Annotated in this window: 27 protein-coding genes and 1 pseudogene; 16 read left to right on the top strand and 12 right to left on the bottom strand. The window is 64.6% G+C overall.

The annotated features are described in order from the left end of the window. The first annotated feature begins 354 nt into the window (after nucleotides 1–354). The 6 genes from ACYQ1L_RS10885 (at nucleotide 355) to ACYQ1L_RS10860 (ending at nucleotide 10,178) form a co-directional block, all read left to right on the top strand. Complete coding sequence (locus ACYQ1L_RS10885) at nucleotides 355–1,935, top strand: class I SAM-dependent DNA methyltransferase (protein ID WP_460004157.1); 1,581 nt, start codon at nucleotides 355–357, stop codon at nucleotides 1,933–1,935. Continuing rightward, on the top strand, nucleotides 1,932–3,173 hold the full coding sequence (locus tag ACYQ1L_RS10880) for a restriction endonuclease subunit S (protein WP_460004156.1): 1,242 nt from the start codon (nucleotides 1,932–1,934) through the stop codon (nucleotides 3,171–3,173). The genes ACYQ1L_RS10885 and ACYQ1L_RS10880 overlap by 4 nt, the downstream gene beginning before the upstream one ends. After that, a complete protein-coding gene (locus ACYQ1L_RS10875; RefSeq protein WP_460004155.1) occupies nucleotides 3,170–6,310 on the top strand; it encodes a type I restriction endonuclease subunit R in 3,141 nt (1,046 codons plus the stop codon). Before ACYQ1L_RS10880 ends, ACYQ1L_RS10875 begins: the two co-directional genes overlap by 4 nt. A gap of 89 nt (nucleotides 6,311–6,399) precedes the next feature. After that, nucleotides 6,400–6,666 carry a hypothetical protein gene (locus tag ACYQ1L_RS10870; RefSeq protein ID WP_460004154.1) on the top strand — a complete coding sequence of 89 codons (267 nt, stop codon included), beginning with the start codon at nucleotides 6,400–6,402 and terminating at the stop codon, nucleotides 6,664–6,666. A gap of 46 nt (nucleotides 6,667–6,712) precedes the next feature. Next, nucleotides 6,713–7,905 (top strand): IS3 family transposase gene (locus ACYQ1L_RS10865; protein WP_460002364.1). Its coding sequence is split into 2 segments (ribosomal slippage): nucleotides 6,713–6,997 and nucleotides 7,000–7,905, totalling 1,191 coding nucleotides; the frame shifts between segments, so codons are not numbered across the junction. 20 nt (nucleotides 7,906–7,925) lie between these two features. After that, a complete protein-coding gene (locus ACYQ1L_RS10860; RefSeq protein ID WP_460004153.1) occupies nucleotides 7,926–10,178 on the top strand; it encodes a helicase C-terminal domain-containing protein in 2,253 nt (750 codons plus the stop codon). Between the two features lie 20 nt (nucleotides 10,179–10,198). On the opposite strand, the gene ACYQ1L_RS10855 is transcribed toward ACYQ1L_RS10860, so the two are convergent. The 4 genes from ACYQ1L_RS10855 to ACYQ1L_RS10840 form a co-directional block, all read right to left on the bottom strand. Continuing rightward, a complete protein-coding gene (locus tag ACYQ1L_RS10855; RefSeq protein ID WP_460004152.1) occupies nucleotides 10,199–10,840 on the bottom strand; it encodes an SOS response-associated peptidase family protein in 642 nt (213 codons plus the stop codon). Between the two features lie 61 nt (nucleotides 10,841–10,901). Then, nucleotides 10,902–11,114 carry a hypothetical protein gene (locus ACYQ1L_RS10850; RefSeq protein WP_460004151.1) on the bottom strand — a complete coding sequence of 71 codons (213 nt, stop codon included), beginning with the start codon at nucleotides 11,112–11,114 and terminating at the stop codon, nucleotides 10,902–10,904. Between the two features lie 52 nt (nucleotides 11,115–11,166). Next, a complete protein-coding gene (locus ACYQ1L_RS10845) occupies nucleotides 11,167–11,574 on the bottom strand; it encodes a hypothetical protein (RefSeq protein WP_460004150.1) in 408 nt (135 codons plus the stop codon). Nucleotides 11,575–11,871: 297 nt separating this feature from the next. After that, the gene (locus tag ACYQ1L_RS10840) at nucleotides 11,872–12,117 is read right to left on the bottom strand and encodes a hypothetical protein (protein WP_460004149.1); all 246 of its coding nucleotides are present in this window, start codon (nucleotides 12,115–12,117) and stop codon (nucleotides 11,872–11,874) included. Nucleotides 12,118–12,219: 102 nt separating this feature from the next. Here ACYQ1L_RS10840 and ACYQ1L_RS10835 point away from each other — a divergent pair, with 102 nt between their 5' ends. Both ACYQ1L_RS10835 and ACYQ1L_RS10830 read left to right on the top strand, forming a co-directional pair. Continuing rightward, the gene (locus ACYQ1L_RS10835; protein WP_460004148.1) at nucleotides 12,220–12,684 is read left to right on the top strand and encodes a hypothetical protein; all 465 of its coding nucleotides are present in this window, start codon (nucleotides 12,220–12,222) and stop codon (nucleotides 12,682–12,684) included. 94 nt (nucleotides 12,685–12,778) lie between these two features. Next, nucleotides 12,779–13,213: an AAA family ATPase gene (locus ACYQ1L_RS10830; RefSeq protein ID WP_460004147.1), complete on the top strand. Its 435-nt coding sequence runs from the start codon at nucleotides 12,779–12,781 to the stop codon at nucleotides 13,211–13,213. Nucleotides 13,214–13,295: 82 nt separating this feature from the next. Here ACYQ1L_RS10830 and ACYQ1L_RS10825 read toward each other — a convergent pair. The 4 genes and pseudogenes from ACYQ1L_RS10825 to ACYQ1L_RS10810 all read right to left on the bottom strand — a co-directional run. Then, nucleotides 13,296–13,601: pseudogene (locus ACYQ1L_RS10825) on the bottom strand (integrase core domain-containing protein); the annotation flags it as partial. Nucleotides 13,602–13,611: 10 nt separating this feature from the next. Next, nucleotides 13,612–14,721, bottom strand: a complete 1,110-nt coding sequence (locus tag ACYQ1L_RS10820; protein WP_460003972.1) for an IS110 family RNA-guided transposase — start codon at nucleotides 14,719–14,721, stop codon at nucleotides 13,612–13,614. 197 nt (nucleotides 14,722–14,918) lie between these two features. Next, a complete protein-coding gene (locus ACYQ1L_RS10815) occupies nucleotides 14,919–15,602 on the bottom strand; it encodes a DDE-type integrase/transposase/recombinase (protein ID WP_460004146.1) in 684 nt (227 codons plus the stop codon). Next, complete coding sequence (locus ACYQ1L_RS10810; protein WP_460004145.1) at nucleotides 15,599–15,907, bottom strand: transposase; 309 nt, start codon at nucleotides 15,905–15,907, stop codon at nucleotides 15,599–15,601. Before ACYQ1L_RS10810 ends, ACYQ1L_RS10815 begins: the two co-directional genes overlap by 4 nt. Before the next feature lie 552 nt (nucleotides 15,908–16,459). On the opposite strand from ACYQ1L_RS10810, the gene ACYQ1L_RS10805 reads away from it, so the two are divergent. Then, nucleotides 16,460–16,621, top strand: coding sequence for a hypothetical protein (locus tag ACYQ1L_RS10805; protein WP_460004144.1), 162 nt, complete (start codon nucleotides 16,460–16,462; stop codon nucleotides 16,619–16,621). A gap of 5 nt (nucleotides 16,622–16,626) precedes the next feature. On the opposite strand, the gene ACYQ1L_RS10800 is transcribed toward ACYQ1L_RS10805, so the two are convergent. Continuing rightward, nucleotides 16,627–17,640, bottom strand: coding sequence for a DinB/UmuC family translesion DNA polymerase (locus tag ACYQ1L_RS10800; RefSeq protein ID WP_460005804.1), 1,014 nt, complete (start codon nucleotides 17,638–17,640; stop codon nucleotides 16,627–16,629). 124 nt (nucleotides 17,641–17,764) lie between these two features. Here ACYQ1L_RS10800 and cmtR point away from each other — a divergent pair, with 124 nt between their 5' ends. Genes cmtR through ACYQ1L_RS10775 form a run of 5 tightly spaced genes read left to right on the top strand, consistent with a single transcriptional unit; the run spans nucleotide 17,765 to nucleotide 21,488 of the window. Further along, nucleotides 17,765–18,124, top strand: coding sequence for a Cd(II)/Pb(II)-sensing metalloregulatory transcriptional regulator CmtR (gene cmtR / locus ACYQ1L_RS10795; RefSeq protein WP_056207198.1), 360 nt, complete (start codon nucleotides 17,765–17,767; stop codon nucleotides 18,122–18,124). Then, on the top strand, nucleotides 18,121–20,037 hold the full coding sequence (locus tag ACYQ1L_RS10790) for a heavy metal translocating P-type ATPase (protein ID WP_056207196.1): 1,917 nt from the start codon (nucleotides 18,121–18,123) through the stop codon (nucleotides 20,035–20,037). The genes cmtR and ACYQ1L_RS10790 overlap by 4 nt, the downstream gene beginning before the upstream one ends. Continuing rightward, nucleotides 20,037–20,645, top strand: coding sequence for a cadmium resistance transporter (locus tag ACYQ1L_RS10785; RefSeq protein WP_056207194.1), 609 nt, complete (start codon nucleotides 20,037–20,039; stop codon nucleotides 20,643–20,645). The genes ACYQ1L_RS10790 and ACYQ1L_RS10785 overlap by 1 nt, the downstream gene beginning before the upstream one ends. After that, nucleotides 20,642–21,166, top strand: a complete 525-nt coding sequence (locus ACYQ1L_RS10780) for a signal peptidase II (RefSeq protein WP_082483053.1) — start codon at nucleotides 20,642–20,644, stop codon at nucleotides 21,164–21,166. The genes ACYQ1L_RS10785 and ACYQ1L_RS10780 overlap by 4 nt, the downstream gene beginning before the upstream one ends. A 10-nt stretch (nucleotides 21,167–21,176) precedes the next feature. Then, nucleotides 21,177–21,488, top strand: coding sequence for a DsbA family protein (locus ACYQ1L_RS10775; RefSeq protein WP_056207192.1), 312 nt, complete (start codon nucleotides 21,177–21,179; stop codon nucleotides 21,486–21,488). Nucleotides 21,489–21,495: 7 nt separating this feature from the next. Here the strand turns inward: ACYQ1L_RS10775 and ACYQ1L_RS10770 are convergent, their stop codons facing one another. Genes ACYQ1L_RS10770 through ACYQ1L_RS10760 form a run of 3 tightly spaced genes read right to left on the bottom strand, consistent with a single transcriptional unit; the run spans nucleotide 21,496 to nucleotide 24,891 of the window. Further along, the gene (locus ACYQ1L_RS10770; RefSeq protein WP_253247341.1) at nucleotides 21,496–23,442 is read right to left on the bottom strand and encodes a hypothetical protein; all 1,947 of its coding nucleotides are present in this window, start codon (nucleotides 23,440–23,442) and stop codon (nucleotides 21,496–21,498) included. A 5-nt stretch (nucleotides 23,443–23,447) separates the two neighbouring features. After that, nucleotides 23,448–23,783: a helix-turn-helix domain-containing protein gene (locus ACYQ1L_RS10765; protein WP_056207187.1), complete on the bottom strand. Its 336-nt coding sequence runs from the start codon at nucleotides 23,781–23,783 to the stop codon at nucleotides 23,448–23,450. Next, on the bottom strand, nucleotides 23,773–24,891 hold the full coding sequence (locus ACYQ1L_RS10760; RefSeq protein ID WP_460004143.1) for a tyrosine-type recombinase/integrase: 1,119 nt from the start codon (nucleotides 24,889–24,891) through the stop codon (nucleotides 23,773–23,775). Before ACYQ1L_RS10760 ends, ACYQ1L_RS10765 begins: the two co-directional genes overlap by 11 nt. A gap of 438 nt (nucleotides 24,892–25,329) precedes the next feature. Between ACYQ1L_RS10760 and ACYQ1L_RS10755 the strand changes: the two genes are divergently transcribed. Then, on the top strand, nucleotides 25,330–26,400 hold the full coding sequence (locus ACYQ1L_RS10755) for a tyrosine-type recombinase/integrase (protein ID WP_460004142.1): 1,071 nt from the start codon (nucleotides 25,330–25,332) through the stop codon (nucleotides 26,398–26,400). Beyond that, the gene (locus ACYQ1L_RS10750; protein WP_010155374.1) at nucleotides 26,397–26,753 is read left to right on the top strand and encodes a helix-turn-helix domain-containing protein; all 357 of its coding nucleotides are present in this window, start codon (nucleotides 26,397–26,399) and stop codon (nucleotides 26,751–26,753) included. Before ACYQ1L_RS10755 ends, ACYQ1L_RS10750 begins: the two co-directional genes overlap by 4 nt. Nucleotides 26,754–26,779: the final 26 nt, after the last annotated feature.

Here is a 26,779-nt window from a genome sequence, read left to right as displayed (position 1 = left end):
AACGCACAGCTGTTCGAGCACGGGTGGATCGGCAGCGGCTCACCGGCACTGGGCCCACCGGAGCGGTTCACCTTGGACGGGTGCGATCTCGACGGCAGAAGTTCACGGCGACCGGCACCTTGAACGAGCAGTACATCGAGGATCCCGCGAACCCTGAATCGGCACGCTCCCCTTCCAGGTGAGTCCGGACGGGATGCTCGAGACACCATCCATGACCTGGTCCAAGACGGTGTCGAAGGCGTCGACGATTCGATCGACCCTGAATCTCACACATACTCGGTGATGTCGGTCGCCACCGATACGGTAGGGCCAACGATCGATCGCGCTGTCAGCGCGCAGGAGGAACCACCACCCATGGCAAGAACCGCCAAACCGAAGCAGCAGAAGACTCTTGAGCAGCGCCTCTGGGATGCGGCTGACGCATTGCGGGGCAATCAGGAGCCGAGCGAATACAAGCACGTTGTGCTCGGTTTGGTGTTCCTCAAGTACATCTCGGACCGCTTCGAAGAGCGCCGCCACGCCATCGAAGTATCGCTCGCTGACCCTGAGTCTGACGAGTACATCCCCAATGCTGACCGCCGTCCGAAGTACCTGGAGGATCGCGGCGAGTACACCCGCGCGAACGTGTTCTGGGTGCCGGTCGAAGCCCGCTGGGACACGATCCAGGCCAAGGCCAAGCTCCCGTCTATCGGCCAGGACATCGACCACGCCATGGATCTCATCGAGAAGGAGAACCCCAGCGTACGGGGTGTCCTTCCGCGCAACTACGGGCGAGAGGGGCTCGACAAGGGCCGGCTCGGCCAGCTCGTCGACCTCATCGGCTCGATCGGCTTCACCGAGAGCGACGACCACGGCTCAGACGACGTCCTCGGGCGCGTCTACGAATACTTCCTCGGCCAGTTCGCCGGCAAGGAGACCGGCAAGGACGCCGGCGCCTTCTACACGCCGCGTTCCGTGGTGAAGACGCTGATCGAGATGCTCGAGCCCTACAAGGGCCGCGTCTACGACCCCGCCTGTGGGTCGGGTGGCATGTTCGTGCAGTCCGCAGAGTTCGTCAAGGCGCACGGCGGCAAGCGAAACGACATCTCCGTCTTCGGCCAGGAATACACCGACACCACCTGGAAGCTCGCCAAGATGAACCTCGCGCTGCGGGGCATCGAGGCCGACCTCGGCGATCGTTCGGCCGACTCCTTTTCTAGCGACCTTCACCCTGACCTCCGGGCAGACTTCGTCATCGCCAACCCGCCCTTCAACGTCAGTAACTGGTGGGATGCCAAGCTGGCCGACGATCCGCGGTGGAAGTACGGCACGCCGCCGGAAGGCAATGCCAACTTCGCATGGGTGCAACATTTCATCCACCACCTTCGGCCGAACGGCACGGCTGGTTTCGTTCTCGCGAATGGCTCGCTCAGCTCGAAGCAGAACGGCGAAGGCGAGATTCGCAAGAAGCTCGTCGATGCAGACATGGTCGATTGCATCGTGATGATGCCAACAAACCTGTTTTTCAACACGACGATTCCCGTCTGCCTCTGGTTTGTATCAAAGGGGCGCCACGGTAACGGGCATCGCGAGCGCCGTGGGGAAATGCTCTTCATTGATGCGCGGAACCTTGGGGTCATGGAGTCGCGGAAGCTGCGGGTGCTCACGGACGAGGATATTGCCATGATCGCCGACACTTACCATGCATGGCGCAATCATGGTGGCGGCTACGAGGATCAACCAGGATTCTCGAAAGCCGCATCTCTTGAAGAGGTCCGGGCGCACGACTACGTCCTGACGCCCGGACGATATGTGGGAATCCAAGAGGCTGAGGTCGATGATGAGCCGATCGACGAGAAGATCAAACGGCTCACGAACGAACTGTTCGAGGAGTTCGATCGCGGCAAGGCGTTTGAAGGGGAAGTGCGGCGGCGGATTGGTGGCATTCGGTGGTGACCCGACTGGCGGACGTCGTCGACATGACTTTTGGATTTGCGTTCAAGAGTTCTGACTTTTCGGAACGACGCGGGGATATCAGGCTCCTCCGCGGCGACAACATCGCGCAGGGTAGGCTTCGGTGGGATGGCGTGAAGCGATTTCCGATCGCGAGGCTCGCCGAAGTCGAACGTTACGCGCTTGAGTGCGGTGACATCGTTATCGCAATGGACCGCCCTTGGATCGCGGCAGGACTGAAGTACTCCGTGGTTAGGGCTGCGGACCTCCCTTCCCTTCTCGTCCAGCGGGTGGCGCGCCTCCGCGCGAAGGCTGATCTGATGGATCAAGGTTTCTTGGCGGCAATCATCGGTAGCGATTCATTCACCGAATACGTCATCGGGGTGCAGACTGGGTCGGCGGTACCGCACATCAGCGGTGGTCAGATCGGGAGCTACACATTCGATCTCCCGTCTCTTGAGGATCAACGCGAGATTGCTGCCGTCCTTAACGCATTTGATGACAAAATTGAATCGAACCATCGTGCCATCTCATTAATGGAAGACCTTGGTAGCGCGATTCTTGCTGAAAGGCTGGCATCGGGCACCCACGGTTCCCCGAGCTACGATTCCAGCCGAAGGTTGGGTGCATTGCTTGAGGTGCTGGAGACCGGATCGAGGCCGCGCGGAGGGGTCGCGGCTGGAGAGGATGGCACTGTCAGCCTGGGGGCCGAGAATGTCCAGTCCGCAGGTGTTAGCGCCACGATGAGATTCAAGCGCATTCCTGACTCGTTCGCGTCAGAAATGAAGCGAGGGCACCTGGCGAATGAAGATGTTCTTGTCTACAAAGATGGAGGCAAGCCTGGTAATTTCGTTCCACACGTGAGTGCTTTCGGTTATGGGTTCCCTGTTGAATGTGCAACGATCAACGAGCATGTTTATCGTGTCAGGTCTGGAGGCGGCGTCTCGCAGGCGCTTCTCTACTGGATCTTGCGATCGAGTTGGATGGACCACGAGATGCGAAAGCGGGGTACGGGAGTCGCGATTCCAAGCTTGAATAGCGCGAACTTCCGAGACCTCCCAATTCCTTTGCGTCTGGACGAAGAAGTTGCAGAGTTGAACGACCGCCTCACACCATTGCTCGCTGAAATGCTCCGTCGCGGGTCGGAGACTCGTCGGCTTGTGATGGCGAGGGATGCGATCCTTCCCCAACTTCTGTCTGGAACTCGTTCGTGCGGGAACCTGTTGGAGGCAGCCTCATGAGCGGCAACATGAACGAGAACATCATCGAGCTCGCGGCTCTCGACTACTTCCGTCAGCTGGGCTATCACACGGGCTTTGGCCCTCTGCTCGCCCCCGGAGAGCCGGGGGAGGAGCGCGAATCCTTCGAACAGGTCTACCTGTTCGGTCGCCTTCGTGATGCAGCCCGTCGCATCAACCCAGGTATCGATCGCAGCCTCATTGACGACGCCATCAAACGGTTGGAGCGAGCCGAGTCGCAGAGCCCGATCGATGAGAACGCGCGCGTCCACAAGCTCCTCACCGAGGGTGTCCCGGTCGAGTACCGTGACGAGAGCGGCGCGGTACGAACGACGAGCATCTGGCTGATTGACTACGATGAGCCGTCGAACAACGACTGGCTCGCGGTCAACCAGTACACCGTGATCGAGAACGGCAAGAATCGTCGGCCCGATGTCTTGGTGTTCGTCAACGGCCTCCCGCTTGGGCTCCTCGAGCTGAAGAACCCAGCCGCCGAGAACGCCACGCTGAAGAGCGCGTGGAATCAGATCCAGACGTACCGCAAGGACATTCCGTCGGTCTTCACCGCCAATGCCGTCACTGTGATCTCGGATGGCACCTCTGCGGCGATGAGCTCCTTCACGGGCAGCTTCGAGCATTACGCCCCGTGGAAGACCATCGAGGGCCGCGAGGTCGTCACGAACCTCCCCGCGCTGGAGGTCACTCTCAAGGGCGTCTTCGAACCGAGTCGGTTCCTCGACATCCTCCGCAACTTCGTCGTCTTCAGTGAAGAGACGGTGACGGACAAGGCGTCAGGGCAGCCGGTGAAGGCGCTCATCAAGCGCGTCGCCAAGTACCACCAGTACTGGGCGGTCAATGCTGCCGTCGAGTCGACCGTCGTGGCGTCCAGCCCGTCGGGCGACCGCCGAGGTGGTGTCGTCTGGCACACCCAAGGGTCAGGCAAGAGCTTCGAGATGGTGTTCTACGCCGCGAAGATCATGCGTGATCCGCGGATGTCCAACCCGACACTAGTGTTCATCACCGACCGCAACGATCTCGATGATCAGCTGTTCGGTGAGGTCTTCGCGCCTGCTCGCATCCTTCCTGAGCGACCTGTCCAGGCCGACACTCGCGTCGAACTCCGCGAGCTCTTGCGACGTGCCTCAGGCGGCATCGTCTTCACCACATTGCAGAAGTTCGCACCGGGCGAGGATGGCGATCGTACTCCGGTGCTCACCGATCGCCGCAACGTCGTAGTCGTCGCCGATGAGGCCCACCGCTCGCAGTACGGCTTCTCGGAGAAGCTCGACTCAAAGGGCCAACTCCGCGCTGGCCTCGCCAAGCACCTCCGCGATGCCCTCCCCGGAGCGACCTATCTCGGCTTCACCGGAACGCCGATCGAGTCCAATGACAAGTCGACTCGGGCAGTGTTCGGCGACTACATCGATATCTACGACCTGACCCGTGCGGTCGAAGACGGCGCCACGGTGCGCATCTTCTACGAATCGCGTCTGGCCAGGATCGAACTCAGCACGGACGACTACGAAGCTCTCGACGAGCTGGCGGACGAGATCACCGAGCAGGTCGAAGAGACCGAAGCGGTCAAGGCTAAGTCGCGCTGGTCACGCCTGGAGGCCATCGTCGGAGCCGAGGACCGCCTTGACATGGTGGCTCGCGACATTGTTGAGCACTGGGAGAAGCGCCGCGAGGCCCTCTTCGGCAAAGGCATGATCGTCGTCATGAGCCGCCGCATCGCGGTGCGTCTCTACGAGAAGATCGTTGCGCTTCGTCCTGATTGGCACTCCGACGATCCGGCTGAAGGCAAGATCAAGGTCGTCATGACCGGCTCGGCCGCCGACCCGGCCGAGTTCCAGCCTCACATTCACTCCAAGGACGTCCGCAAGGAGTTGAAGGCGCGCGCCAAGAACCCGGACGACCCGCTTGAGTTGGTCATCGTGCGCGACATGTGGCTGACCGGCTTCGACGCGCCGTCGATGCACACCATGTACGTCGACAAGACCATGCAGGGCGCGGGGTTGATGCAGGCTATCGCCCGCGTCAACCGCACCTTCCGCGACAAGCCTGGTGGTCTCATCGTCGACTACATCGGCGTCTTCTCGAACCTCCAGGCAGCGCTCCAGGAGTACTCGCCCTCCGACCGTGATCAGGCGGGCGTGCCGATCGAGGAACTGGTCGACGCTATGCTGGAAAAGCACGACGTCGTCCGCGGCATCCTGCATGGCTGCGAGTACGACTCGTCGCCGGACCTTCCGCCTGCGGATCGGCTCGCGCAGCACGCCAAGGTGCTCGACTACGTGATGGCCGACCCCGACCGCACGCCTCGCTTCAATGATCAGGTACTGGCGCTTGCCAAGGTCTTCGCGCTCTGTGGCGCTCGCGACGAGGCAGCCGCGATCCGCAACGACGTGCGCATGTTCATCGACGTGCGCTCCGCAATCATGAAGATTCTCAACCCCGACGCTGGCCGCGGGGGAGTCGGTGCTGTCGAGATCGACACTGCGATCGGGCAGCTGGTCAACGAGGCCATCGCGGCCGACCAGGTGATGGACGTCTACAAGCTCGCTGGCGTCGATACGCCTGAACTTTCGATCCTCTCGGATGAGTTTCTCGACTCGCTCGCCGCCAAGGACAAGCCGAACCTCCAGATGGGACTGCTTCGACGGCTCATCAACGACCAGATCCGAACGATCCAGCACACCAATCTCGTGCAGGCGCGCAAGTTCTCTGAGCAGCTGGAGGAGGCGATCAACCGCTACACCAACCGCTCGCTCACGACCGCCGAGATTATCGCCGAACTCGTCAAGCTCGCCAAGCAGATGAAGAGCGAGCTGAAGCGCCACGAAGCTCTTGGGCTGCGTGAGGACGAGGTCGCCTTCTACGACGCGGTGGCTCAGAGCGACTCCGCCGTCCTCGAGCTTGGCGACAATGTCCTGAAGGAGATCGCTCGGAAGCTCGTCGTGGCCGTACGTCAGAGCGCGACGATCGACTGGAACCTCAAGGAGAGCGTCCAGGCCGAGATGCGCTCCAAGATCCGGAAGCTGCTCGACCGCTACGACTACCCGCCGGACCAAGAGGAGAAGGCGATCGAACTGGTGCTGAAGCAAGCCGAACTCTTCGCGACAGGCGAGACCTCTTCGTAGGCAGAGAGTCGCTACAACGGCGCCTCGGAGCGCTGGGCCAAGATGAAGTCACGATCGCGGTGATCGTGGCATGAGTTCTGGTGGATGGTGTGGTCGACTTCAACGCGCTGCTCAAGGGCGCGAGCCAGGACGCGCCCACGGAACCTCGCGAGCTCCACGGTCAACTGAAGAAGGCGCAAGGCTACGGCTACCTTCGTGATGTCCAAGGGCAAGTCCTCACGGCGTGGAACGCACGCCGCGATGAGCGCGACATCGTGATGAAGGTCAACACTGGCGGTGGCAAGACGATCGATGGACTGGTCATCCTCCAGAGCTACATCAACTCTGGCGAAGGGGACTGCTGCACGAATAGGTGACATCTGATCTGGCTTGCCCGAGGGGTTGGCCTGGAAGGATGTTGCTGTGCCGAAGCCCTACCCCACTGAGTTCCGTGACGATGTCGTGCGCGTCGCGCGAAATCGTGAGCCCGGTGTGACGATCGAGCAGATCGCGAAAGACTTCGGTGTTCACCCCATGACGTTGCAGAAGTGGATGCGTCGCGCCGACATCGACGAGGGAGCCAAGCCCGGCCAGTCCCGAACCGAGGCGGCCGAGATCCGCGAATTGCGGAAGCGAAACCGGCTCCTCGAACAGGAGAACGAGGTCCTGCGGCGTGCGGCGGCGTATCTGTCGCAGGCGAACCTGCCGGGAAAAGGTTCTACCCGCTCGTGACGGAGCTCGCCGCCGCAGGGATTCCTGTGACGGTGACGTGCCGGGTATTGAAGCTCTCCCGCCAGCCCTACTACCGCTGGCTGGCGAACCCCATCACCGATAGTGAGGTGGTGGAGGCGTATCGCGCGAACGCGCTATTCGACGCGCACCAGGACGACCCCGAGTTCGGGCACCGCCTCCTCGCCGACGAGGCCCGCGACAACGGAGAGGCGATGTCGGATCGGACGGCGTGGCGGATCGCGTCGAGTAACGGCTGGTTCAGCGCGTTCGGCAAGCCCAAGCGCGGCAAGGGCCGCCGACCCGGCCCTCCCGTCCACGACGACCTGTGCGCGGTCGTCGACGAGGACGGGCGTGTGCGGCACGTGTTCACAGCGGAGGCGCCGAACGAACTGTGGCTGACCGACATCACGGAACACCGGACCGCGGAGGGCAAGCTCTACCTCTGCGCCATCAAGGACGTCTACTCGGGACGGATCGTCGGGTACTCGATCGACTCCCGGATGAAGTCCCGTCTGGCCGTCCAAGCCCTCGAGAACGCTGTTGCGATGCGCGGCGACGTCGCCGGATGCATCGTGCATTCCGACAGGGGATCTCAGTTCCGAAGCCGGAAGATGCTCCGCGCCCTCAGCCGGCATCGCATGGTCGGGAGCATGGGCAGAGTAGGGTCCAGCGGAGACAACGCAGCTATGGAATCGTTCTTCGCGCTGCTGCAGAAGAACGTCCTCAACCGCCGAACCTGGACCACCCGCGAGCAACTCCGCATCGCGATGGTGACCTGGATCGAACGGACCTACCACCGTCGCCGACGCCAGGCACGCCTGGGCCGTTTGACGCCCATCGAGTTCGAGACCATCATGAACACGACCGTCGCACTGGCGGCGTGACTATAACCTGTCACCTATCCGTGCAGCAGTCCCAAGGCCCCGCGCTGTACGTGGCTCCGGGGAAGCATCTCGTCAACCAGGTGATCGCTGAGGCCGCGAAACTGGGCATCGCTACCACAACAAACGTCGACGGTGCTGCCTACCTGAACAGCGAAGCGATCGGCGTCATCAACGCCCACGAGCTCGTAAACGGTCGCACGAAATTCTCGGACAAGCGATCTCCACGAGCTCGCGCTCCCATCGGATCAGTCGTCATCGACGACGCACACGCTGCAATCGCCACCACCCGACGACAGCTGTCCCTTTCCATCCCACGGACCAGTCGGATCTTCAATCAGCTTCTGGAGTTGTTCGCTGATGATCTGAAGACGCAATCTTCGGACGCGTATCTCGACGTTCGGGACGACCGGCGTGGAAGTACAGTTCGAGTGCCGTTCTGGGCATGGAGAGCGAAGCTTGATCAGGCACGCGAGATCCTGCGTTCCGAGACTGCCGACGGACAGGCCCTCTACTTCGACTGGCCAGCAGTTGCAGAAGTCTTGCCGTTCTGCCGCGCAGTCTTCGCGAACAACGAGCTAACGATCACGCCGTTCTGCCCGCCGATTGATCACGTCACATCGTTCATGGAAGCGAAGCATCGTGTCTTCTTGACTGCGACGCTCGCGGACGACAGCGTTCTCGTCACCGACTTCGGGGCCGATCCAATCAGCATCTCGAAGCCAGTGACGCCACTAACGGCAGGCGACATTGGTGAACGTATGATCCTTGCACCCCAAGAGATCAACCCCGACCTGAGCGGCGAAGTCATTCGCAAGCAGATCGTAGGCCTTAGTAAGGACTACAACACCGTGGTGCTCGTTCCGAGCAGAGCGTGGGCCGACACATGGGCGTCTGACGCGGCGATCATCGCGGACAAGGACAACATCGACACGGCGGTCGATCGCCTCCGCAATGGGTACGTCGGCCTGGTCGTGTTGATCAATCGATACGACGGCATTGACCTTCCGAACGATGCCTGTCGTGTTCTCGTGATTGACGGACTTCCCGAGGCCTTCAGCCCGGAGGAGCGGCTCGACTCGTTGCTGGTCAGCATCGATTCCGGCGTCGACGCGCGTCAGGTTCAGCGAATCGAGCAGGGCATGGGTCGGGGCGTCCGCAGCAACGAGGATCACTGCGTCATCTTCCTTCTCGGCCCTCGACTTGCGCAGCTAACCGTAGATCCGCGGACGCTCGCCATGTTCAGTCCCGCAACGCAGGCGCAACTCAGGCTCTCGCGCCAGGTGGCGGCCCAAATGGACAACCTGCCGATCGGGCGGATTGTTGACACTGCCAAGCAGGCTCTCGACCGCGACCCGGCCTGGATGCAACTTGCCTTGAACGCCCTCCGAAACATCCCGCCGGCACCGGGGAATGTCTCGTCCGCGGCGGTCGCCGAGCGAATGGCGTTTGCTATGGCCACGAACGGCGACAGTTCTGGAGCCCGCGACCGTATCGCTGCTGCAGTGGAAGAGCAGGCGGAGGATTCAACGAGGGGAGTCCTCCTTGAACTGCAGGCGACGTACGCCGACCTTATCGACCCCCGGCTGGCTCAGCAGACACTGGCTCTTGCTCGCACCAAGAACACGAACGTCACGAAACCACTGCAGGGACTGACCTACGTACCACTCGAATCCCGGTCGCCTCAGACGAGCACGTGCACGGAGCGCCTGACTTCGAAGTACTCGACCCCTGCCGCCCTTCGACTGGACGTCGAGGCGATCATCGCGGACTTGATCTTCGATGAGACGCGCGTGGAGCAGTTCGAAGAGGCCCTTCGGCAGGTTGGTCTGCTTCTTGGGCTGGGGTCGCAACGGCCCGAGCACGATACGAACGGCGGACCGGACAACCTTTGGGCGCTCGGCGACAATCAGTTCTGGGTAATCGAGGCGAAGACCGGAGCCCGGAGCGAGGCCATCGGCAAGCGAGACATGGGTCAGTTGGCGGAATCCATGCTTTGGTTCGGCGAGCGCTACGACCCCGCGGCGACCGCGACTCCGGTCATGGTGCACCGGTCGATCGTCGCGTACAAGGACGCCACACCACCCGCGGGCATGCGAGTCATGACCGAGAAGGGTCTCGGCGAACTGGCGGCTGCGCTCCGGGCGTTCGCAGTGGCTCTTGCGGAGTCTGGCTGGACAGACCCCGAGGTCGTCGGTCGCTTACTGGAGGGCCACGGCCTTCTGGCGGACAAGCTTTCAGCATTCACCACTCAGCAGCGTGGCGTGAAGTCGTAAGACCACGCGCCAAGCGGCTCTCAGAACAGCCCCGGTTGCGCGGCGCCCTGGACGGCGCCGACGACGCGGGCGGCGAGTGGCTGAGCGGCGTTGCGGGCAGCGGCGATGAGTTCCGGGGCGGGCGCGTCGCTGTGCAGCCATTCCTCTGCGAATCCGGCGGGGACGAGCACGGGCATCCGGTCGTGGATCTGCTCGATCTGCTCCGCGGCGGGCTGCATGACCAGCGAGTAGCAGGTGAACTCCTCGCCGTCGGCAGTGAACCCCGGGCGCGTGATCGCGGCGAGCCCGAGCAGGTCATGGTCGGGGAGGGCGAGGTGGTGCAGGACCTTCCCGGGCTTCTGGAACTCCCGCCAGAACGACGCGGGGACAATCGCTCTGGCCCCGAGCGGTCCCTTGCCGCTTTCGAGTCGTTCGGAGCGCGTGTTGATTGACGGGAACCGTGCGGTCTTCCCATCCACGAGGTAGCCCCACCAGCCGAGAGCCATCGTGTCCGCGGACGTGATGATCGGGTTGAGGTTGCGGGCCCGGATCCCTGTCGGCAGGAGCGTGGCGCCGTTGTTCGACGCAGCCCATTCGCGGAGCGCGTCGAGCACCGCATGGTCGAAAGCATCCTCGTACTCGGTGATGCTCACTCGTGGGTCAAGGCCGTAGCTCGCGCACATGCCGTCAGCGTAACGACCGGCACGGACAACCGAGGTTGTACCGCGAGGCGGGGGCCTCGGGTCAGAGTTGCCGCTGGTAGTCGCGGATTTTCTGCTCGTTGCCGGAGATCAGATTCTTCAGCCCCTGGATTTGATTGAGTAGGCCCTGCTTCTGGCTCGCGGGATAGCCGTCAACCAGAGACTCCTTGGACCTCAGATCGTGCTGCATCCCCCGGTTGTCGGCTTCGAGTGTGGCAATCTCGCGCCTGATGTGCGCGCGCTGTGCTTCATCCATGGCGCGATGCTAGCGCAATGATCGCCGGGCGCACGGAACGTTCGTTCTTGCGCTACGGGAGGAACTCTTGAGCGGTGACGACCTTACGTCTGCCTGCCCCGCCGAGGGCGGTCCAGACTGCGTCGTTGACGTTGCCGTAGATGCAGGGAGTGACGTTCAGTCCTCCCGACAGCGCTTGCAGCGGACCTCGAAGGTTGTTCCCAAGATCATTGTCGTCAGTCGGGATGATGAATGCGGCGGATCCACGGTCCGCGTCGACGAATATCCAGCGGTAGGCGCCCCGTGGACCGCGGGCGAAGCCGTCGTAGTCCGACCGTGACCCGCTGAGGACCGGAACTTCGTTGAGAAGTCGGCCGGCGATATGAGCCACTTCGAAGGGGCCGTACACGATCCACGAGGTCGGGCAATCGTTCATTGATGCGGTGAGCGTCGCCACCAAAGACTGCTGATCAAGCGCCATGATCCGCATGGTAGTCGACTGCCGGCGAGTTCAACGGGTGCAGATGATTGGGCTTATCCAGCGTCGGGCGTGAACGCCTTGCACTGGCGTAAGACGCACATGCTGACGTCGGTTCGTGACAGATGCGCGCCCCAAAGGTGACCGCACTCGCAGATCTGCCCGCGAGCGTCCCGGTCCATCTGCGCGATCTTGCGTTCGAGAGCGAGCCAGCGGTCCCCTTTGCGTTCCGTCGTCGCGTCGCCGGCGCGTTGGAGGACGGCATCTTGGAGCATCTCGAGATCTCGGAGCGTCAGTTGCTCAGTCACGACTGCGTGCCTCTCGCGTGTACGGGTTGGTGGCGTGGCGGCTCCCGTGGTCCAGGACGTCGATCTCGCCAGAGTCATGCCCTTCGTCCCACGCGCGTTCCGCGATCCCGAGGTCGTGCTCCACGATCATCTCGTCGAACTGAGCGAGCACGCGGCGCTGCTCCTCCGGGGTGCTCGACCCGGCGCAGAGGTCGTGACGGACCCCAGCGACGAAGGAGGCCCACACGGATGCGTTCATGACCACCACATACCCCGGGGCTGGGGTCAAGTGTTTGGCGATCTGTACGAACAGGTGTAGATTACAAATCTCTAAAGCAACCGAACAACTCAGGAGAACAGTATGGGACTTCATGATGATCTCGCGCAGATTGCGGTCGAGCAGCGCGCCCTTGCGGACCGTATAGATGCGCTGCTAGCCAGCGCCGCCGCATCCGGACTTGGACACGAGCACTGGGAGGTGTTCGACGCCAGTACGGACATCCCGCCCGTCGCAACGGATGTCGATGGCACCAGGCAGCAGCGTGACTGGGGAGCGATTGTCCTTTGGGGCTCGCTCGCGGCTCTCAACGCACGTGAGCATCGCGGCGCAAGTCGCGAGGAGTACGTGGCGATCGCGAAGCGCGCAGGCTATCGCGACGGCCGCGGGTGGAACGCCTGGACCGGTTGGACCGATCTGAGTGACGGGCGGTGGCTGGATTCGGCCGGCGAAGATCACCTTCGAACCTTCTACGAGAAGCAACAGCGCCGCATCCCGGCGGACATCCTCGACTGGCTGGACCGCGGAGGGTTCGCCGCAGACAGCTGATTGCCAAGGCAGGTGGTACCGACCCTCAGGTGCACGGTCGAATGCAACCGAGAACACTCCGCGGAAACAGTTGGCCTGCGGGTATGTGGTGGCCATGAGCACCAAGGTTGCAGTGCCGCAGCAGGTCACGTTCGCATTCGATGAGGACGGGGATTCGTACCGGTACACCGGCCGGCTCCTCATCAGCGGGCCTCCCGGGACTGGGAAGACCAGGCTCGCCGAAGCGATCGCCCCCGACGCCCACGTCGTGTCGTGGTTCTGCTCGACCGTGCATCGCCGGCGCGCGCTCGAAGCCTCGATCACGGACGGGCCGCCCGTCCTCTACGACGACGTCAGTGCGGTCTTCCTCGCGCATGAAGCGCTCACGTTCCCCGCCGGCGCCCGGATCCTCGTCACCACTGAGGACGAGGGCGTGAACCTGGGCGAGTTCACGACCCTCGAGCTCTATCTTCCGCACATGGACGACCGGCTCTGCGGGACCCTGACCATCCCCGGAGATGAGCCGCATGAGGTCCGCGTCATCCTCTGACGCGTGCGACACGCCGATACGCTCTGAAGCGTGACCGGAAATGTCGAGAGGGACTGCTGCACGAGTAGGTGACAGGTTGTAGTCACGCCGCCAGTGCGACGGTCGTGTTCATGATGGTCTCGAACTCGATGGGCGTCAAACGGCCCAGGCGTGCCTGGCGTCGGCGGCGGTGGTAGGTGCGTTCGATCCAGGTGACCATCGCGATGCGTAACTGATCCCGGGTGGTCCAGGACCGGCGGTTGAGGACGTTCTTCTGCAGCAACGCAAAGAAGCTCTCCATAGCGGCATTGTCCCCGCTGGACCCGACTCTTCCCATGCTTCCGACCATGCGATGACGGGCCAGGGCGCGGAGCATCTTCCTGCTTCGGAATTGAGAGCCGCGGATGCTCTCCTAAGAGTCAAGCGGCAATTTTGGCGGGTTTCGTGTTCGGGGTGATGTGTTCGATGCCGGGGTTGAGGAGGAAGTAGACCTCGCGGGCGAGGTAGCGCTTGAGGCAGCGGATGATCTCCATCTTCGAGTGGCCTTCGGCGGTCTTCTTCGCGGCGTAGGCCTGCGTCTTGGGGTCGATTCTGAGGCGGCTGATCACCGCGAGATGCAGGGCCCGGTTCGCCTGCCGGTCGCCACCGCGGTTGAGCCTGTGCCGCTGGGTCATTCCGGACGAGGCGGGAAGCGGGGACACGCCGCAGAGCATCGCGAACGAGGCTTCCGAGCGCAGCCGGTCCGGGTTGTCGCCGGCGGTGACGAGGAGTTGTCCGGCGACTTCGATGCCGATTCCGACGCGTTCGAGCAGCTGCGGGGCGAGAGCTTCGACGATGGGGTTGATCAGGTCATCGAGGCCGACGATCTCGTCGGTGAGCTCGAGGTAGCGGCGACCGAACGACTTCAACGCGACCCGGTAGGCGACGACGGGGTCGGTCGCGTTGGAGACGTCGGGGCGCCAGGCGGCGAGGTGGCGGATCAGCTGCATGCGGGTGAGGTTTCGGACCTGGTCACGGACTTCGTCGGGCGCGGAGACGATCGACATGCGCAGCAGCTGCAGCGTGTTGCGGCGTTCCCGGACCGCTTGAGCGCGGGCGACGCGCAGGATCCTGAGGGCCTCGACCGCGCCGTCCTTCGACTTCGGGATCGTGGTGCGCCGCTCATGCAGTGCGGCGCGGGCGGCGTTGATCGCATCCAGATCGTCGTCCTTGCCTTTGCGTCGGCGGTCGGAGCGGTCGGGCCGGTCGACCTCGAGAACGACGACGTCGTTCTTGGCGAGGTGGCGGGTGAGACCGGCGCCGTACGATCCGGTGCCCTCGATCCCGATCCTGACGAGTTCTCCGTGGCTGTGCACCCACGCCAGCAACGCCCGGTAGCCGGCACGGGTCGTGGAGAAACTGTGTGTGCCCATCACGGTGCCGGCCGCGTCCACGACGGCGGCGACGTGGATCTCCTTGTGCGTGTCGACTCCTGCGAACACGGGCGGGTGGGATTGAGGTGGTCGTGTCGTGTCGTGGATGATGGTCATGTCGTGCTCCGATCTGCTCGCGTGGGGGTGGGGAACGGCACCGCGCACCACCAGACCGGCGGACAAGACAGTGATGAGCACCTGTTGGCGCAGGCTCTCCTTAGGTCACTCCGGCGGCGAGGCGTGACGCCTCACCGGGCGTTCTCAGGGGACCGACAGATCCGAGGAAAGACAGCACAAGTCGATCGGAGTGAGAGTCAGGAACCCCTGAGAACACTCGGCACCAGCATCCTTGCGCGTCCATCGCTGTGAGGGTCAGGACCCCTGAGAACACCAGCACGAACAGTCTCACTGTCAGAGTGGACCACGCAGCCGGAGACGTCGCCGCGCATGGCGACGGCGTTGTCGAGCGCCTGGACGGCCAAACGGGACTTCATTCGCGAGTCGATTGAGTAACCGACGATCCGGCCGCTGAACACGTCCTTGATCGCGCAGAGGTAGAGCTTGCCTTCGGCGGTCTTGTGCTCGGTGATGTCCGTCAGCCACAGCTGGTTCGGCGCATCGGCGGCGAAGACGTGCCGAGTGCGGCCGTGCTCGTCGACGACGGCGCACAGGTCGTCGTGAACGGGCGGCCCTGGCCTACGGGCCTTGCCCCGCTTGGGCTTCCCGAACGCGCTGAACCAGCCATTGCTCGAAGCGATCCGCCACGCCGTCCGGTCCGACATCGGCTCACCGTTGTCGCGGGCCTCGTCGGCGAGGAGCCGGTGCCCGAACTCCGGGTCATCCCGGTGCGCGTCGAACAACGCGTTCGCGCGATACGCCTCCGCCACCTCGCTCGCGGTGACAGGCTCAGCCAGCCAGCGGTAGTAGGGCTGGCGAGAGAGCTTGAGCACCCGACACGTCACCACGACGGGAACCCCGTCAACGGCGAGCTCTCTCACGAGCGGGTAGAGCCTTTTCCCGGCAGGTTCGCCTGCGACAGATACGCCGCCGCCCGCCGCAGGACCTCGTTCTCCTGCTCCAGCAGCCGGATCCGTTTGCGCGCCTCCCGCAATTCGGTTGCCTCAGTCCGAGAGTGGCCCGGCTTTGCGCCCTCGTCGACATCAGCACGACGCAACCACTTCTGCAACGTCATCGGGTGAACCCCGAAGTCTTTCGCGATCTGCTCGATTGTCACGCCGGGCTCGCGGTTGCGCGCAACGCGCACCACGTCGTCACGAAACTCGCTCGGGTAGGGCTTGGGCACAGCAACATCCTTCCAGGCCAACCCCTCGGGCAAGCCAGATCAGATGTCACCTACTCGTGCAGCAGTCCCCTTCGACGAGCGGGAGGACGGGACTGTCGTGAAGCTCCGTGACGCGAATGAGGCTCTCGAACCCGGGCCCCTGGTCATGCTGACGGCTTGCTCACTAGCGTGGGCAGGCCGGGCCTTCAGCTATCTGTCCAAAGACAAGGCGCATCGCAGCGCCATCCGGAACGCTGCAGCGCAGCTCGGCATCAACCCAGAACCACAGCTGAGCGACAACTACTACCAGCGGCACGCAAAGGCGCGCCCATCACGGGCGTGAGGCGCATGGGGTCGGACCGACTGCACGACACGCCGACACGAGCGTCCAAGACAGACATCACGCACGGGGGCTACCTTCGACCGCAGGAGCGACTCGATCCTCTATCTCGGCGCTTCTCGCCGCGTTGTCGAGCGCTGCGGCATCGTCCACGTGCGTTCCGGTGTCAATCCCGATGCGACGACGCCGACGGAGTTCGTCATGCCGAACTGGCGCCCGGTCGCTTCGGGCTCATGAACGTCGCCGGCAGCGGACAGGCCCGACTGGTCGGCGGGGAGAAGGGTTCGCTGTACGAGGCACGGTCCGCCATGCAGCGGATCCGCGACACGAACGACGAGGAGACCTTCCGGATCGCCGCGGCGATCTTCCGGGCCAGCGGGTACCGCACCGGCTGAGAGTGTCACGCGCGGACGGTGACGAGCTCGTCCCAATGCGTGGTCGCCCGTTTCGTCAGCATCTCCCGCTTCATCTGCCAGGCCGGCCCGGGTCTCATGCCGCCCCACCCGAGCCCGAGCGCGTCCTTGCCGGTCTTCTTCTGCACGGCGTCGATGATGCTCGCGATCCCGGCGTCCTCATGCGTGGCACGGAACGGCTCCAATGGCAGGTGGATCCCGGCGGGCAGCAGATCCACCATCATGAGCCCCGCGCGGGCGTACCGGGTGCCGTCCTGAACCTGGGGGAGGAGCGTGTGCGCAGCCTTCGTCAACTCCACAGGGTCCGCGGTCGGGAACGGCAGGCGCACCTTCACCTGCGGGTAGTGCTTCTGCTCCGCGAAGTGCGCGGTCCCGGCGAACGCGATGAGCGTCTTCCCAACCTGCTGGTGCCTGGTCAGCCGTGACCCCATCTGCTGCGCGTAGATGCTCAGCGCCTGCCGGATCCCGTTCACGGTCGTCACCTTCTCGCTGAAAGACCTGGACACGATCAGCTGATCCTTCTTCCCGGTCCGGTCCTCCTCCGGACCGATGCATGCGACGCCTCGGAGCTCGAGGGCGGTGCGCATGACGACGACGTTGAACTGCTTCCGGATGAACACGGGGTCCGCGGTCGCCAGGTCCCAGACGGACTCGATCCTGAGCGTGCGCAGGCGCCGTTCTAGACGAGACGCTATGCCCCACACCTCCGAGACGGGGAGTCGGCGCATCAGCTGCTCACGCCATTCCGGCCGGGTCGCGGGCCACACGCAGACGCCGTCGAAGACGTCCAGCTTCTTCGCGCAACGGTTCGCGAGCTTGCTCAGTGTCCGGTTCGGGGCGATGCCGACGCAGACGGGCACGCCGATGAGCCGGCGCACGTCCGCGCGCACGGTGCGGCCGAGGTCCGTCATCGCGTCGACGTCCTGTGACGTGCGGCGGTCGATCGTCAGGAACGCCTCGTCGATGCTGTAGACGTCGACCTCACTGGCGAACCGTTCCAGGACTTGTACTGGTAGCGCCGATTGTTGTTGAGTCGCGAATTGACCAGATGTCGGCTGGCTTCCGGGTGGTGGCTGGCCACCGGCCGATCCGTGATTGATCAGCGCATACTGTATAGTTCAGTGCATGCTGACCATTGCTTCACGCCTCGATGTCATGAACCGGCTCGGCCGGGCCATGGCAGACCCGACGCGTTCCCGGATCCTGATGTCCCTGCTCGATGGCCCGAGTTACCCGGCTGTGCTCTCGCGCGAGCTGGAGCTGACGCGCTCGAACGTGTCGAACCATCTCACGTGCTTGCGTGACTGCGGGATCGTGGTCGGCGAACCGGAGGGTCGTCAGACCCGTTACGAGATCGCCGACCCGCACCTCGCCGCCGCGCTTGTCGCGTTGGTGGATGTCACCTTGGCTGTCGACGAGCACGCTCCGTGCGTGGACTCGGCGTGCACGGTGCCGGGGTGCTGCGGAGCGGGGGCTGACGCGTGAGCGCGGCGTGCGGCTGCGAGCATGAGCCTGCCGCCACGGCGGGCGAGGAACACGAGGAGGCCGAGCGGCCCTGGTGGAGGGACCGGAGGGTCATGGTGCCGGTGTTCTCCGGTGTCGCGTTCCTGGCCGGTCTGGTCTTTGAGTGGTCCGGCCTCGCGATCCCGGCGCTGGTGCTGTTCTGGATCGGTCTCCTGCTGGGTGCGTCGACGTTCACGCCCGGTGCGATCCGGAAGCTGTTCAAGGGCAAGCTCGGCATCGGACTCCTGATGACGATCAGCGCTGTCGGCGCGGTGATCCTCGGCTACGTGGAGGAGGCCGCAGCGCTGGCGTTCCTGTATTCGATTGCTGAGGCCCTGGAGGACAAGGCGATGGACAGGGCCCGCGGGGGTCTGCGGGCGTTGCTGAAGCTCGTTCCGGAGACCGCGACCGTGCTGCGCGACGGCGGGTCCGTGGAGGTGCAGGCGAAGGAGCTGACGGTCGGCCAGGTCATGGTCGTTCGTCCGGGCGAGCGGATCGCGACCGACGGGATCGTTCGTGCGGGGCGTTCCAGCCTGGACACGTCGGCGATCACCGGGGAATCGATCCCGGTCGAGGTCGGGCCCGGGGATGCGGTGTCGGCCGGCGCGATCAACAGCTCCGGCGCGCTGGAGGTCGAGACGACGGCGGCGGGCACAGACAACTCGCTCACGACCATCGTCGAGTTGGTGGAGCAGGCGCAGACGGAGAAGGGCGAGCGGGCGCGTCTCGCGGACCGGATCGCGCGCCCGCTGGTGCCGGGCGTGCTGATTCTCGCTGCGCTGGTTGCGCTGATCGGGTCGCTGCTGGGCGACCCGGAGGTGTGGATCACCCGCGCGCTCGTCGTGCTGGTCGCCGCCTCTCCCTGCGCGCTGGCGATCTCGGTGCCGCTGACGGTCGTGGCCGCGATCGGCGCGGCGAGCAAGTTCGGCGTGATCATCAAGTCGGGTGCGGTGTTCGAGCGGTTCGGTGCTGTCCGGCACGTCGCTGTCGACAAGACCGGCACCCTGACCCGCAACGAGCCGACGGTTACCGCCGTCCTTACCGCCGACGGCGTGACCGAGACGCAGGCGTTCGCCTGGGCGGCAGCGCTGGAACAGCACAGCACGCATCCTCTCGCTGCGGCGATCACCGCGGCAGCGCCGGGTGTTCCGGCGGCTGCCGGCGTGACCGAGCAGGCGGGGCACGGCATCGAAGGCACCGTCGACGGGGCGAGGATCATAGTCGGCAGCCCCCGCTGGCTTGACGCCGCTGGGCTCGGCGACCGGGTGGCGGTTCTCGAGGAGAAAGGGATGACTGTCGTGATCGTGCACCGTGACGGGGCACCTGTTGCCGCGATCGGCGTCCGTGACGAACTGCGACCAGAAGTCCCCGAAGTCGTCCGCACCCTCGCGGATCAGGGCATCGAGGTGACCATGCTCACCGGCGACAACGCCCGCACCGCTCGTGCACTGGCTGCGCAGGCCGGGATCAATGACGTGCGCGCGGAACTGCGTCCTGAGGACAAGGCGACCGCGATCGGCGAGCTGTCGAAGGCGGGATCGGTCGCGATGATCGGCGACGGCATCAACGACGCTCCGGCCCTCGCGGCCGCCGACATCGGCATCGCGATGGGCGCGACCGGCTCCGATGCCGCGATCGAGTCCGCCGACGTCGCCTTCACCGGCCACGACCTGCGCCTCATCCCGCGGGCGTTCGACCACGCCCGCCGGGGACGGCGGATCATCAACCAGAACATCATCCTGTCGCTGCTGATCATCACCGCGCTGCTCCCGCTCGCCCTGTTCGGGGTCCTGGGTCTCGCCGCCGTCGTCCTTGTCCACGAGATCGCCGAGGTCATCGTGATCCTCAACGGGCTGCGCGCCGCCCGCACCCGCACCCCACGGTTGGAGAGCTGATGCTCGCGACCATCGGCTCCGCGATCGGTCTGTTCGCGGCGACCAACATCGACGACATCGTCGTGCTCACCGTTCTCTTCCTCGCCTCCCGGCGCGGGAGCCCACGACCCTGGCAGATCGTCGCGGGCCAGTACCTCGGGTTCATCACCCTGGTCGTGATCAGCGTGGTCGCCGCCCTCGGCTTGACGATCGTCCCGGACGAATGGGTCGGGTTCCTCGGCCTGATCCCGCTCGGCATCGGCATCTGGACCCTCGTGCGCGGCCTGCGCCGCAACGGAGACGACGATGACGACGACCACAAGATCACTGCGGTCGGGCTGTGGGGCGTAGCGGGGATCACCATCGCCAACGGGGCGGACAACATCTCCCTCTACACGCCGATCTTCCGCACCAGCACCCCCGGCGACGTCGCGATCATGATCGTCGTGTTCCTGATCCTCGTCGCCGTCTGGTGCGCCGCTGGCCGACTGATCGGGACCCACAAGGCCGTCACGGAGACGCTCGAGCGCGTCGAGCACTGGCTCGTTCCCGTCGTCTTCATCGGCCTGGGCCTGTTCATCCTGATCGAATCCGGCGTCATTGTCCGCCTCTTCGAGGTCCTCGCATGACCCCGGACGCGAAAACTGACGTTGAGCGGGCGTCGGAAGAGCAGTCGCAGAGAGGGCGCTGGCGGCTCACGGCCTGGGCGCTGCTGATCGCCGTCCTCGTCGTCCTGGTCGACCAGGGGACGAAGGCGTGGGCCGAGGCCGCCTTGTCGGAGCACGAGCGGATCCCGTTGGTCGGCGACCTGCTGGGCCTGCAGCTCGCGTACAACCCCGGAGCGGCGTTCTCCTTCGGCGAGGGCTCCACCTGGGTGTTCGCTCTCATCGCCGTCGCGGCCACCGTCACTGCGATCGTATTCGCGTTCCGCGTCCGACGCCCTGGGTGGGCGATCGTCATCGGCGCGCTCGGCGGGGCCGCCGCCTCGCACGCCGGCGACAGGCTCTTCCGTGCCCCAGGATTCGCTCGGGGGCACGTCGTGGACTTCCTCGCCTATGGCAACTGGTTCATCGGGAACGTCGCCGACATCGTGATCGTCACCGCCGCGATCGCCGGAGCGCTGTTGATGATCCGCGGCACCGAGAACTGAGAGGACCTTCATGGAGATCACACTGCAGTACTTCGACGGCTGCCCGAACTGGGAGGTGCTCGATCACCGGCTTGCTCAGGTCGTCGAGGGTCGAGCGGATGTCCGCGTCGCCCATCAGCGAGTCGAGACCGCCGAGGACGCCGCCCGCCTCGGGTTTCACGGGTCTCCGACCGTCCTCGTCAACGGCGTGGACCCCTTCGCGGAGGAGGGTGCGCCGGTGGGGCTCGCCTGTCGAGTGTTCCGCACCCCTGCCGGGCTGGCAGGGTCACCGACCGTCGATCAGCTGCGCGAAGCGATTTCCGGCCCCGGCTCGGACGTGTGATGCTCGTTCAGGCGTGGGTGGAACGAAGCGCCGGGTAGTCGGACCATTCGCCGCCGGCGAGACGCGACCATGATGCAGCGGACGCCGTCGTGATGCCGAGGAGATCCGAGACGATCCGGGGATGCAATTGCCGGGTGAGCTCGATGAGCGCTGTCGTGCGGGCGCTCCCGGCAAGCAAACCTTCGGTGCGAAGACGGCGGCTCAGCGGGCCCGGGGTGAGGTGACGGCCGGGGTTCCTGCCGGGGAACAGCCATCCTTCTGGGTGGTGCTGGGCAGCATCGACAAGTTCGACGATGGCGTCGCCGAGGATCTCGGGGAGCTCGATCGGCTCGGCTCCGACGGTGAGTGTTACGGGCTGCGAGCTCGTATTGACCTGTGTCCGTGTGATCGTGACGATGCGGGTCAGTTGTATTCCGTAGAGCAGCACGAGGAGACCTGCGGCCCGGGTCTTCGGGTCCAGGTCAGGATCGGACAGGAACCTGCGGGCCATCTGCCAGCGGTGGTCGGAGGCGTAGTCTCGCCCTTCGAGGCGGTGGGCTCGGAATTCGACCCGAAGGGTGCTCAGCCGGTGCTTTCGGAGCCAGCGAGTGAACGGTGCAAGCGCGTCGCGTTGGCTGGGCGAACCGGTCAGATAGGCGTCGAGCCGGCGCTGCGGGAACGTCGCCGGTGTCTCCTGTTGCGCCCGGATCTCCCCAAGGAGCGCGGCACAGTACTTCAGCGCGGCTCGTTGCCTCTGGAAGCCGGCGGCGGGGCTGGATTGGCTGCGGGTTCGAGTGGACCGGAGGAGCTCCCAGGTGCAGTAGCGGCGGAGGATCAGCCGGTCCTCGGGGTGGTCGATGTCGTCGAGCCAGTCGTTGAGCCAGTGGTTGAAGCGTGTTGCTTCGACGTCGAGCGCCGGGAGCACTCCTGAGCGGACCAGAAGCGAGAGGAGGAACGCGACGGCCTGTCCTGACTGGGCTCGGGTAATGATCGCCTCGGCGGTGAGCGGCAGGGCTCCGTCCGCGAGCTCGCGGAGTACGCTCGCGCATTTACTCTTGTGCAGCCAGCGTTCCAGCGACGCCGCCTTGCTGTGATGCGTGAGCAGGTAGTCCGCAAGAGGGTGAAGATCCGTCCGAATCTCTCCCGTGTCGTCGGCGAGCAGCTGCTGGATCGCGATGGGCCTGCGGCACTCGACGCAGAGGTGATGCTTGCGGATCTCCTCGATCGAGCCGCAGCCAGGACAAGCCATCGTTACCGGCGCACCCGCGCAGTCAGCACAGACCTTCTGATCATTCATGAACCCGGTGAGGAACACCCTGCGCCCGCACTCGGGGCAGGGCTGGGGTCTGCGCATCGCGTAGTAGCAACGCGCGCAGACCCGTCGCCCGTCAAGGTGGGAGGCGACGCGGCCAGGCTCTCCGCAGAGACCGCAGGTCTTGATCGGTGCGGTGTAACAGGCCAGGCAGACAAGTTCCGGGCGGCGGACGATGATCGTCGCATGCTGACCGCACCGCGAGCAGTCGCCGAACGATCGAGGGTCGGCTCGCCAGCAGTCGCGGCAGAAGCGCTGCCCGTCGATCGTGCGCTGCACGGGTCGGACCCGGCCACAGGAAGCGCAGGAAACCGACCGGGCGTTCCGCTCGCATCGGGAGCAGTGCCGACCACCGTTCGGTGTCTTGTGTGGCAGACGGACCGCGCGGCCACACGACTCGCACGTCGGCAGGACGACCATGCCTGCTCCGTCGTCGACGAGCGCACGGGCCAGGTCCTGAACAGTCACCGGCACGTTCGCATGCCGCCCCTCGAGGACCCCCGGCTGCTTGATCAGCGCAAGCTCAAGAAGCCGCTGCGTCAGCGGCACCGGCGCGACTGAATGCACGATCTCGACGAGACGCTCGGGCGAGATCTCGGGAACAAGGGGGCGTACGAGGTCGACGACTTCCGCGACTCGCGGCTGCTGCGGAGGCTTCGCCACCGCGGCTACTTCGTCCGCGGCCGGCGGATCGTCGCGCGAACGGGGCGGAGATCGCCAATCGACCCGCGCGTCGCTTCTTCGCCCACGGCAACCGGGGCCGAGGCCTCCCGGCGAGTGATCGTCACGAGATCGTCGAGTGAACACTCCAGCGCATCGCACAGAGCAGCGAGGACGTCGAGACGCACCCGCTGGGGTGGCTGCGTCACCAGCCGATACACCTGCTCTCGGGACAGGTCGATGCCGCGGTCCTCGAGCAGAGGCTTCAGCTTGGAGGTCTGGAAGATCCCGCGCGAGGCCATCACACTGCGCAGGTTCCATCCGGTATCGAGCTCAATGGTCATCAGCTTCTCCTTCGATGAGGGCCTTCAGGGCTTCGGCGAGCACCCGGTTCTTGTAGTCCGAACTGACAGAGGCGTAGATCGAGGTCGTCGACGCGTGCATGTGCCCGACCTGCTCCTGGACGAATCGATCGGCGTAGCCGAACTCCAGCAGGTGCGTCACATAGGAATGCCGGAGGCTGTGCAGCGTCAGATCCTTCGACAGGCCGGCCTCGTCCCGCAGCTCCGCGAATCTTCGGTCGAGATAACCGGCGGACAGACGCGTGCGGCGCTCGGTCACCCAGAGCGCGTCGAGGTCATCTCCGGGCGCGAAGCGCTCCCGGGCCTGCTCGAGCCATTGCTGCATGCCGGGCACCCACCAATCGAACTCCGGCACCAGCAGCACCGTGCGCCGTCGTGGTGCGCCGCCGCCCGCGGCCTTCGCCCACCGCACATGGATCGCACCAAAGCGCCCCCACTGGCGCATCTTCGCGTTGTGGTGCAGATCGACGGTATCGAGCATCACCGCCTCGGTGCGGCGCAGACCGAACGCGTACACCGTCTTCAGCAACTGGGCATCCCTCAGCGCGCCGAGCGCGCCCTTGCGGCCCGACGCCACGAGCAGCTCAACGCGGGCGTCGGCCGTGTCGAACAGGCGCTCCACCTCGTCATACGTGAACGGGCGACGCTTCCCATCGCCTTCGAACTCGAACCGGTGCGCCACTGTGTTCCACGGCAGACACACTTGCGAGGGGACGTCCCCGAACTCGCGATCGCAGATCTCCATCCAGTCGTACAACGGGTTCGTGAGGTAGTCACAGAACCCACGGATCGACCCATGATTGGCGCGCATCGTCGACAGCGTCCGAGTCCGGCCACCGGACTCCGCAGTGAACTCATCCACATCCGCCACCGTCCATCTCCACGGCGGCTTGTCCACGAAATCACGGAACCGGGTCACCGTCGCCGTCCGATTTCGGATCGTCTGATCACGAAGCCCCCGTGACAACTGCTGGTTCCGCCAGCCCTCGATCATCGCGTTGAAGACCTGCTCCTCAGGGTTCGCCAGCGCGACGTTCGAAGCTGAAGTGATCAGTCGAAGCGCCGCTGGAGAAGCCCCAAAGTCTTGCATTAGATGCAACAAAGTATGGGACAGTGCATCACCATGTCAACTCAGGACTCGGCATCCGCAAGATCGCGCTGTTATGGTCAGAGCAGTTCGGCACCGAACAAGACGAATAGGCGTCGTTTGCAAACGTGAACAGTTGCATTCACTGCAACACGCGATGATTCATCGTCCTTCGGCTCATGTCGCCGTACAGCTCATATGACGAGGAGACCGCCTTGACGCCGAGTTCCCCGCGGTATTGCATCAGATGCGAGATCCGAACGGGCGTCTGCGTCAGAAAGGCTATCGGTCGTTTCGAGAGCCCCGCGATTTTCCGCGCGACGAGGTCTGACGGGCTGATAGATTCGCATCTAATGCACGATTAGCGCTTTATGTGGATGGATTGGGTGGTTGATGGGACGAGTTCCACACGGTGCGTCGTCGCTGTATCTTGCGGGCGGGGTGTCGTTCCTCAACGCTCATGAGGCCGTGTTTGAGGCAATGATCGAGGGCTGGCGGATGCAGCAGATCGGTGGCCGACATCTCAAGGAGGATTCGGTGTCGCGCGCTTTGGGCGTGGTCCGGAGGTTCGAGTCGTACGCGGGCAAGAAGCCGTGGGAGTGGTCCGCGGGCGACTTTGACGAGTGGATGGCGCTGCTGGTGTCGCAACGGAAGGTCGAAGCGTCGACGATCCGGTCGTACCAGGGGGCGGTGCGCGCGTTCTGCGATTACATCTGCTCGCCGCACTACGGCTGGGTTGACGAGTGCATGGAGCGTTTCGGGACGCACCCGGTTCAGGTCTGCCATGAATGGAACACGCTCGCGCACCAGCAGGATTACGAGGGCAAGCCGGGGCGACGCCCGTTGACGCGGTCGGAGCTGCAGCGCTTGCTGGATCATGCTGACGCCGAGGTGACGCGGTTGCTGGACGAGCGCCGCAAGGGTGCTCTGCCTGCGTTCCGGGACGCGACGCTGTTCAAGGTCGTCTACGCATGGGGGATGCGGGCGAGCGAGGCGGTTGGGCTTGATGTGACCGACTTCTACAGGAATTCGAAGGCTCCACAGTTCGGGGAGTTCGGTGTGATGCAGATCCGGCACGGGAAGTCGTCGCGGGGCGGGCCGCCGAAACGGCGGGCGGTCGTGTCGTTGTTCGGCTGGGCGGTTGAGGCTCTTCAGGAGTATGTCGAGCAGGTGCGTCCGTTGATGGTCCGGGACGGGTCGCCGGCGCTCTGGGTCTCGGAACGCGGGACGAGGCTGCGCACGCGGGAGCTGGCGTCGAGGTTCGCCGTCTACCGGACGGCGCTGGGGCTGGATGAGGTGTTGACGCCGCACGCGCTGCGTCATTCCTACGTGACCCACCTGATCGAGTCCGGGGTCGATCCCGCGTTCGTGCAACGTCAGGTCGGGCACCTGCACCAGTCGACGACGGCGATCTATACGGGCGTGAGCGCGGACTACATGAACACGATGATGAGTCAGGCGATCGAGAAGACGCGGCACAGGCCGCGCGATGAGGAAGAGAGCGGGCGATGAGACTGATCGGGTTTGAGTGGCGGCTTCGGGAGGTGATGGCGGCGGCGGGAATGTTCTCCACGACGAAGCTGGTCCCGCTGCTGGAAGAGCGGGGCGTCTACTTGTCGACGAGCCAGGTATATCGGCTCGCCGCGGAGAAGCCGGAGCGGATGAACATGCAGGCGCTGGTCGCGCTGCTGGACATCTTCGATTGCACGTTCGAGGAGCTCGCGCCGCGGGTGGTCCTCGGCAGCGCGGTCGCAGCGACCGGGACGACCGATCCTGGGCCGGAGCGGGGCGATTCGGCGACGAACCGACTCCGGGAGTCGGGCCTGAAGCCGCGTAGGGCGCAGATTCTCCCGCCGGATGCTTGACCCGGTCTTCGCCGCGCTGACCACGC

Source organism: Microbacterium xylanilyticum, assembly GCF_054654695.1.
The sequence above is the reverse complement of the archived record's forward strand: the minus strand, read 5'-3'. Positions and strand labels throughout refer to the sequence as shown.

Bases quoted from the DNA above. Each gene is read 5' to 3' on its own strand.
- ACYQ1L_RS10885 (WP_460004157.1), top strand. From the start codon at position 355: ATGGCAAGAACCGCCAAACCGAAGCAGCAGAAGACTCTTGAGCAGCGC.
- ACYQ1L_RS10875 (WP_460004155.1), top strand. From the start codon at position 3,170: ATGAGCGGCAACATGAACGAGAACATCATCGAGCTCGCGGCTCTCGAC.
- ACYQ1L_RS10855 (WP_460004152.1), bottom strand. From the start codon at position 10,840: ATGTGCGCGAGCTACGGCCTTGACCCACGAGTGAGCATCACCGAGTAC.
- ACYQ1L_RS10850 (WP_460004151.1), bottom strand. From the start codon at position 11,114: ATGGATGAAGCACAGCGCGCGCACATCAGGCGCGAGATTGCCACACTC.
- ACYQ1L_RS10845 (WP_460004150.1), bottom strand. From the start codon at position 11,574: ATGGCGCTTGATCAGCAGTCTTTGGTGGCGACGCTCACCGCATCAATG.
- ACYQ1L_RS10840 (WP_460004149.1), bottom strand. From the start codon at position 12,117: ATGAACGCATCCGTGTGGGCCTCCTTCGTCGCTGGGGTCCGTCACGAC.
- ACYQ1L_RS10835 (WP_460004148.1), top strand. From the start codon at position 12,220: ATGGGACTTCATGATGATCTCGCGCAGATTGCGGTCGAGCAGCGCGCC.
- ACYQ1L_RS10830 (WP_460004147.1), top strand. From the start codon at position 12,779: ATGAGCACCAAGGTTGCAGTGCCGCAGCAGGTCACGTTCGCATTCGAT.
- ACYQ1L_RS10820 (WP_460003972.1), bottom strand. From the start codon at position 14,721: ATGACCATCATCCACGACACGACACGACCACCTCAATCCCACCCGCCC.
- ACYQ1L_RS10805 (WP_460004144.1), top strand. From the start codon at position 16,460: ATGAACGTCGCCGGCAGCGGACAGGCCCGACTGGTCGGCGGGGAGAAG.
- cmtR (WP_056207198.1), top strand. From the start codon at position 17,765: ATGCTGACCATTGCTTCACGCCTCGATGTCATGAACCGGCTCGGCCGG.
- ACYQ1L_RS10785 (WP_056207194.1), top strand. From the start codon at position 20,037: ATGCTCGCGACCATCGGCTCCGCGATCGGTCTGTTCGCGGCGACCAAC.
- ACYQ1L_RS10780 (WP_082483053.1), top strand. From the start codon at position 20,642: ATGACCCCGGACGCGAAAACTGACGTTGAGCGGGCGTCGGAAGAGCAG.
- ACYQ1L_RS10775 (WP_056207192.1), top strand. From the start codon at position 21,177: ATGGAGATCACACTGCAGTACTTCGACGGCTGCCCGAACTGGGAGGTG.
- ACYQ1L_RS10765 (WP_056207187.1), bottom strand. From the start codon at position 23,783: ATGACCATTGAGCTCGATACCGGATGGAACCTGCGCAGTGTGATGGCC.
- ACYQ1L_RS10760 (WP_460004143.1), bottom strand. From the start codon at position 24,891: ATGCAAGACTTTGGGGCTTCTCCAGCGGCGCTTCGACTGATCACTTCA.
- ACYQ1L_RS10750 (WP_010155374.1), top strand. From the start codon at position 26,397: ATGAGACTGATCGGGTTTGAGTGGCGGCTTCGGGAGGTGATGGCGGCG.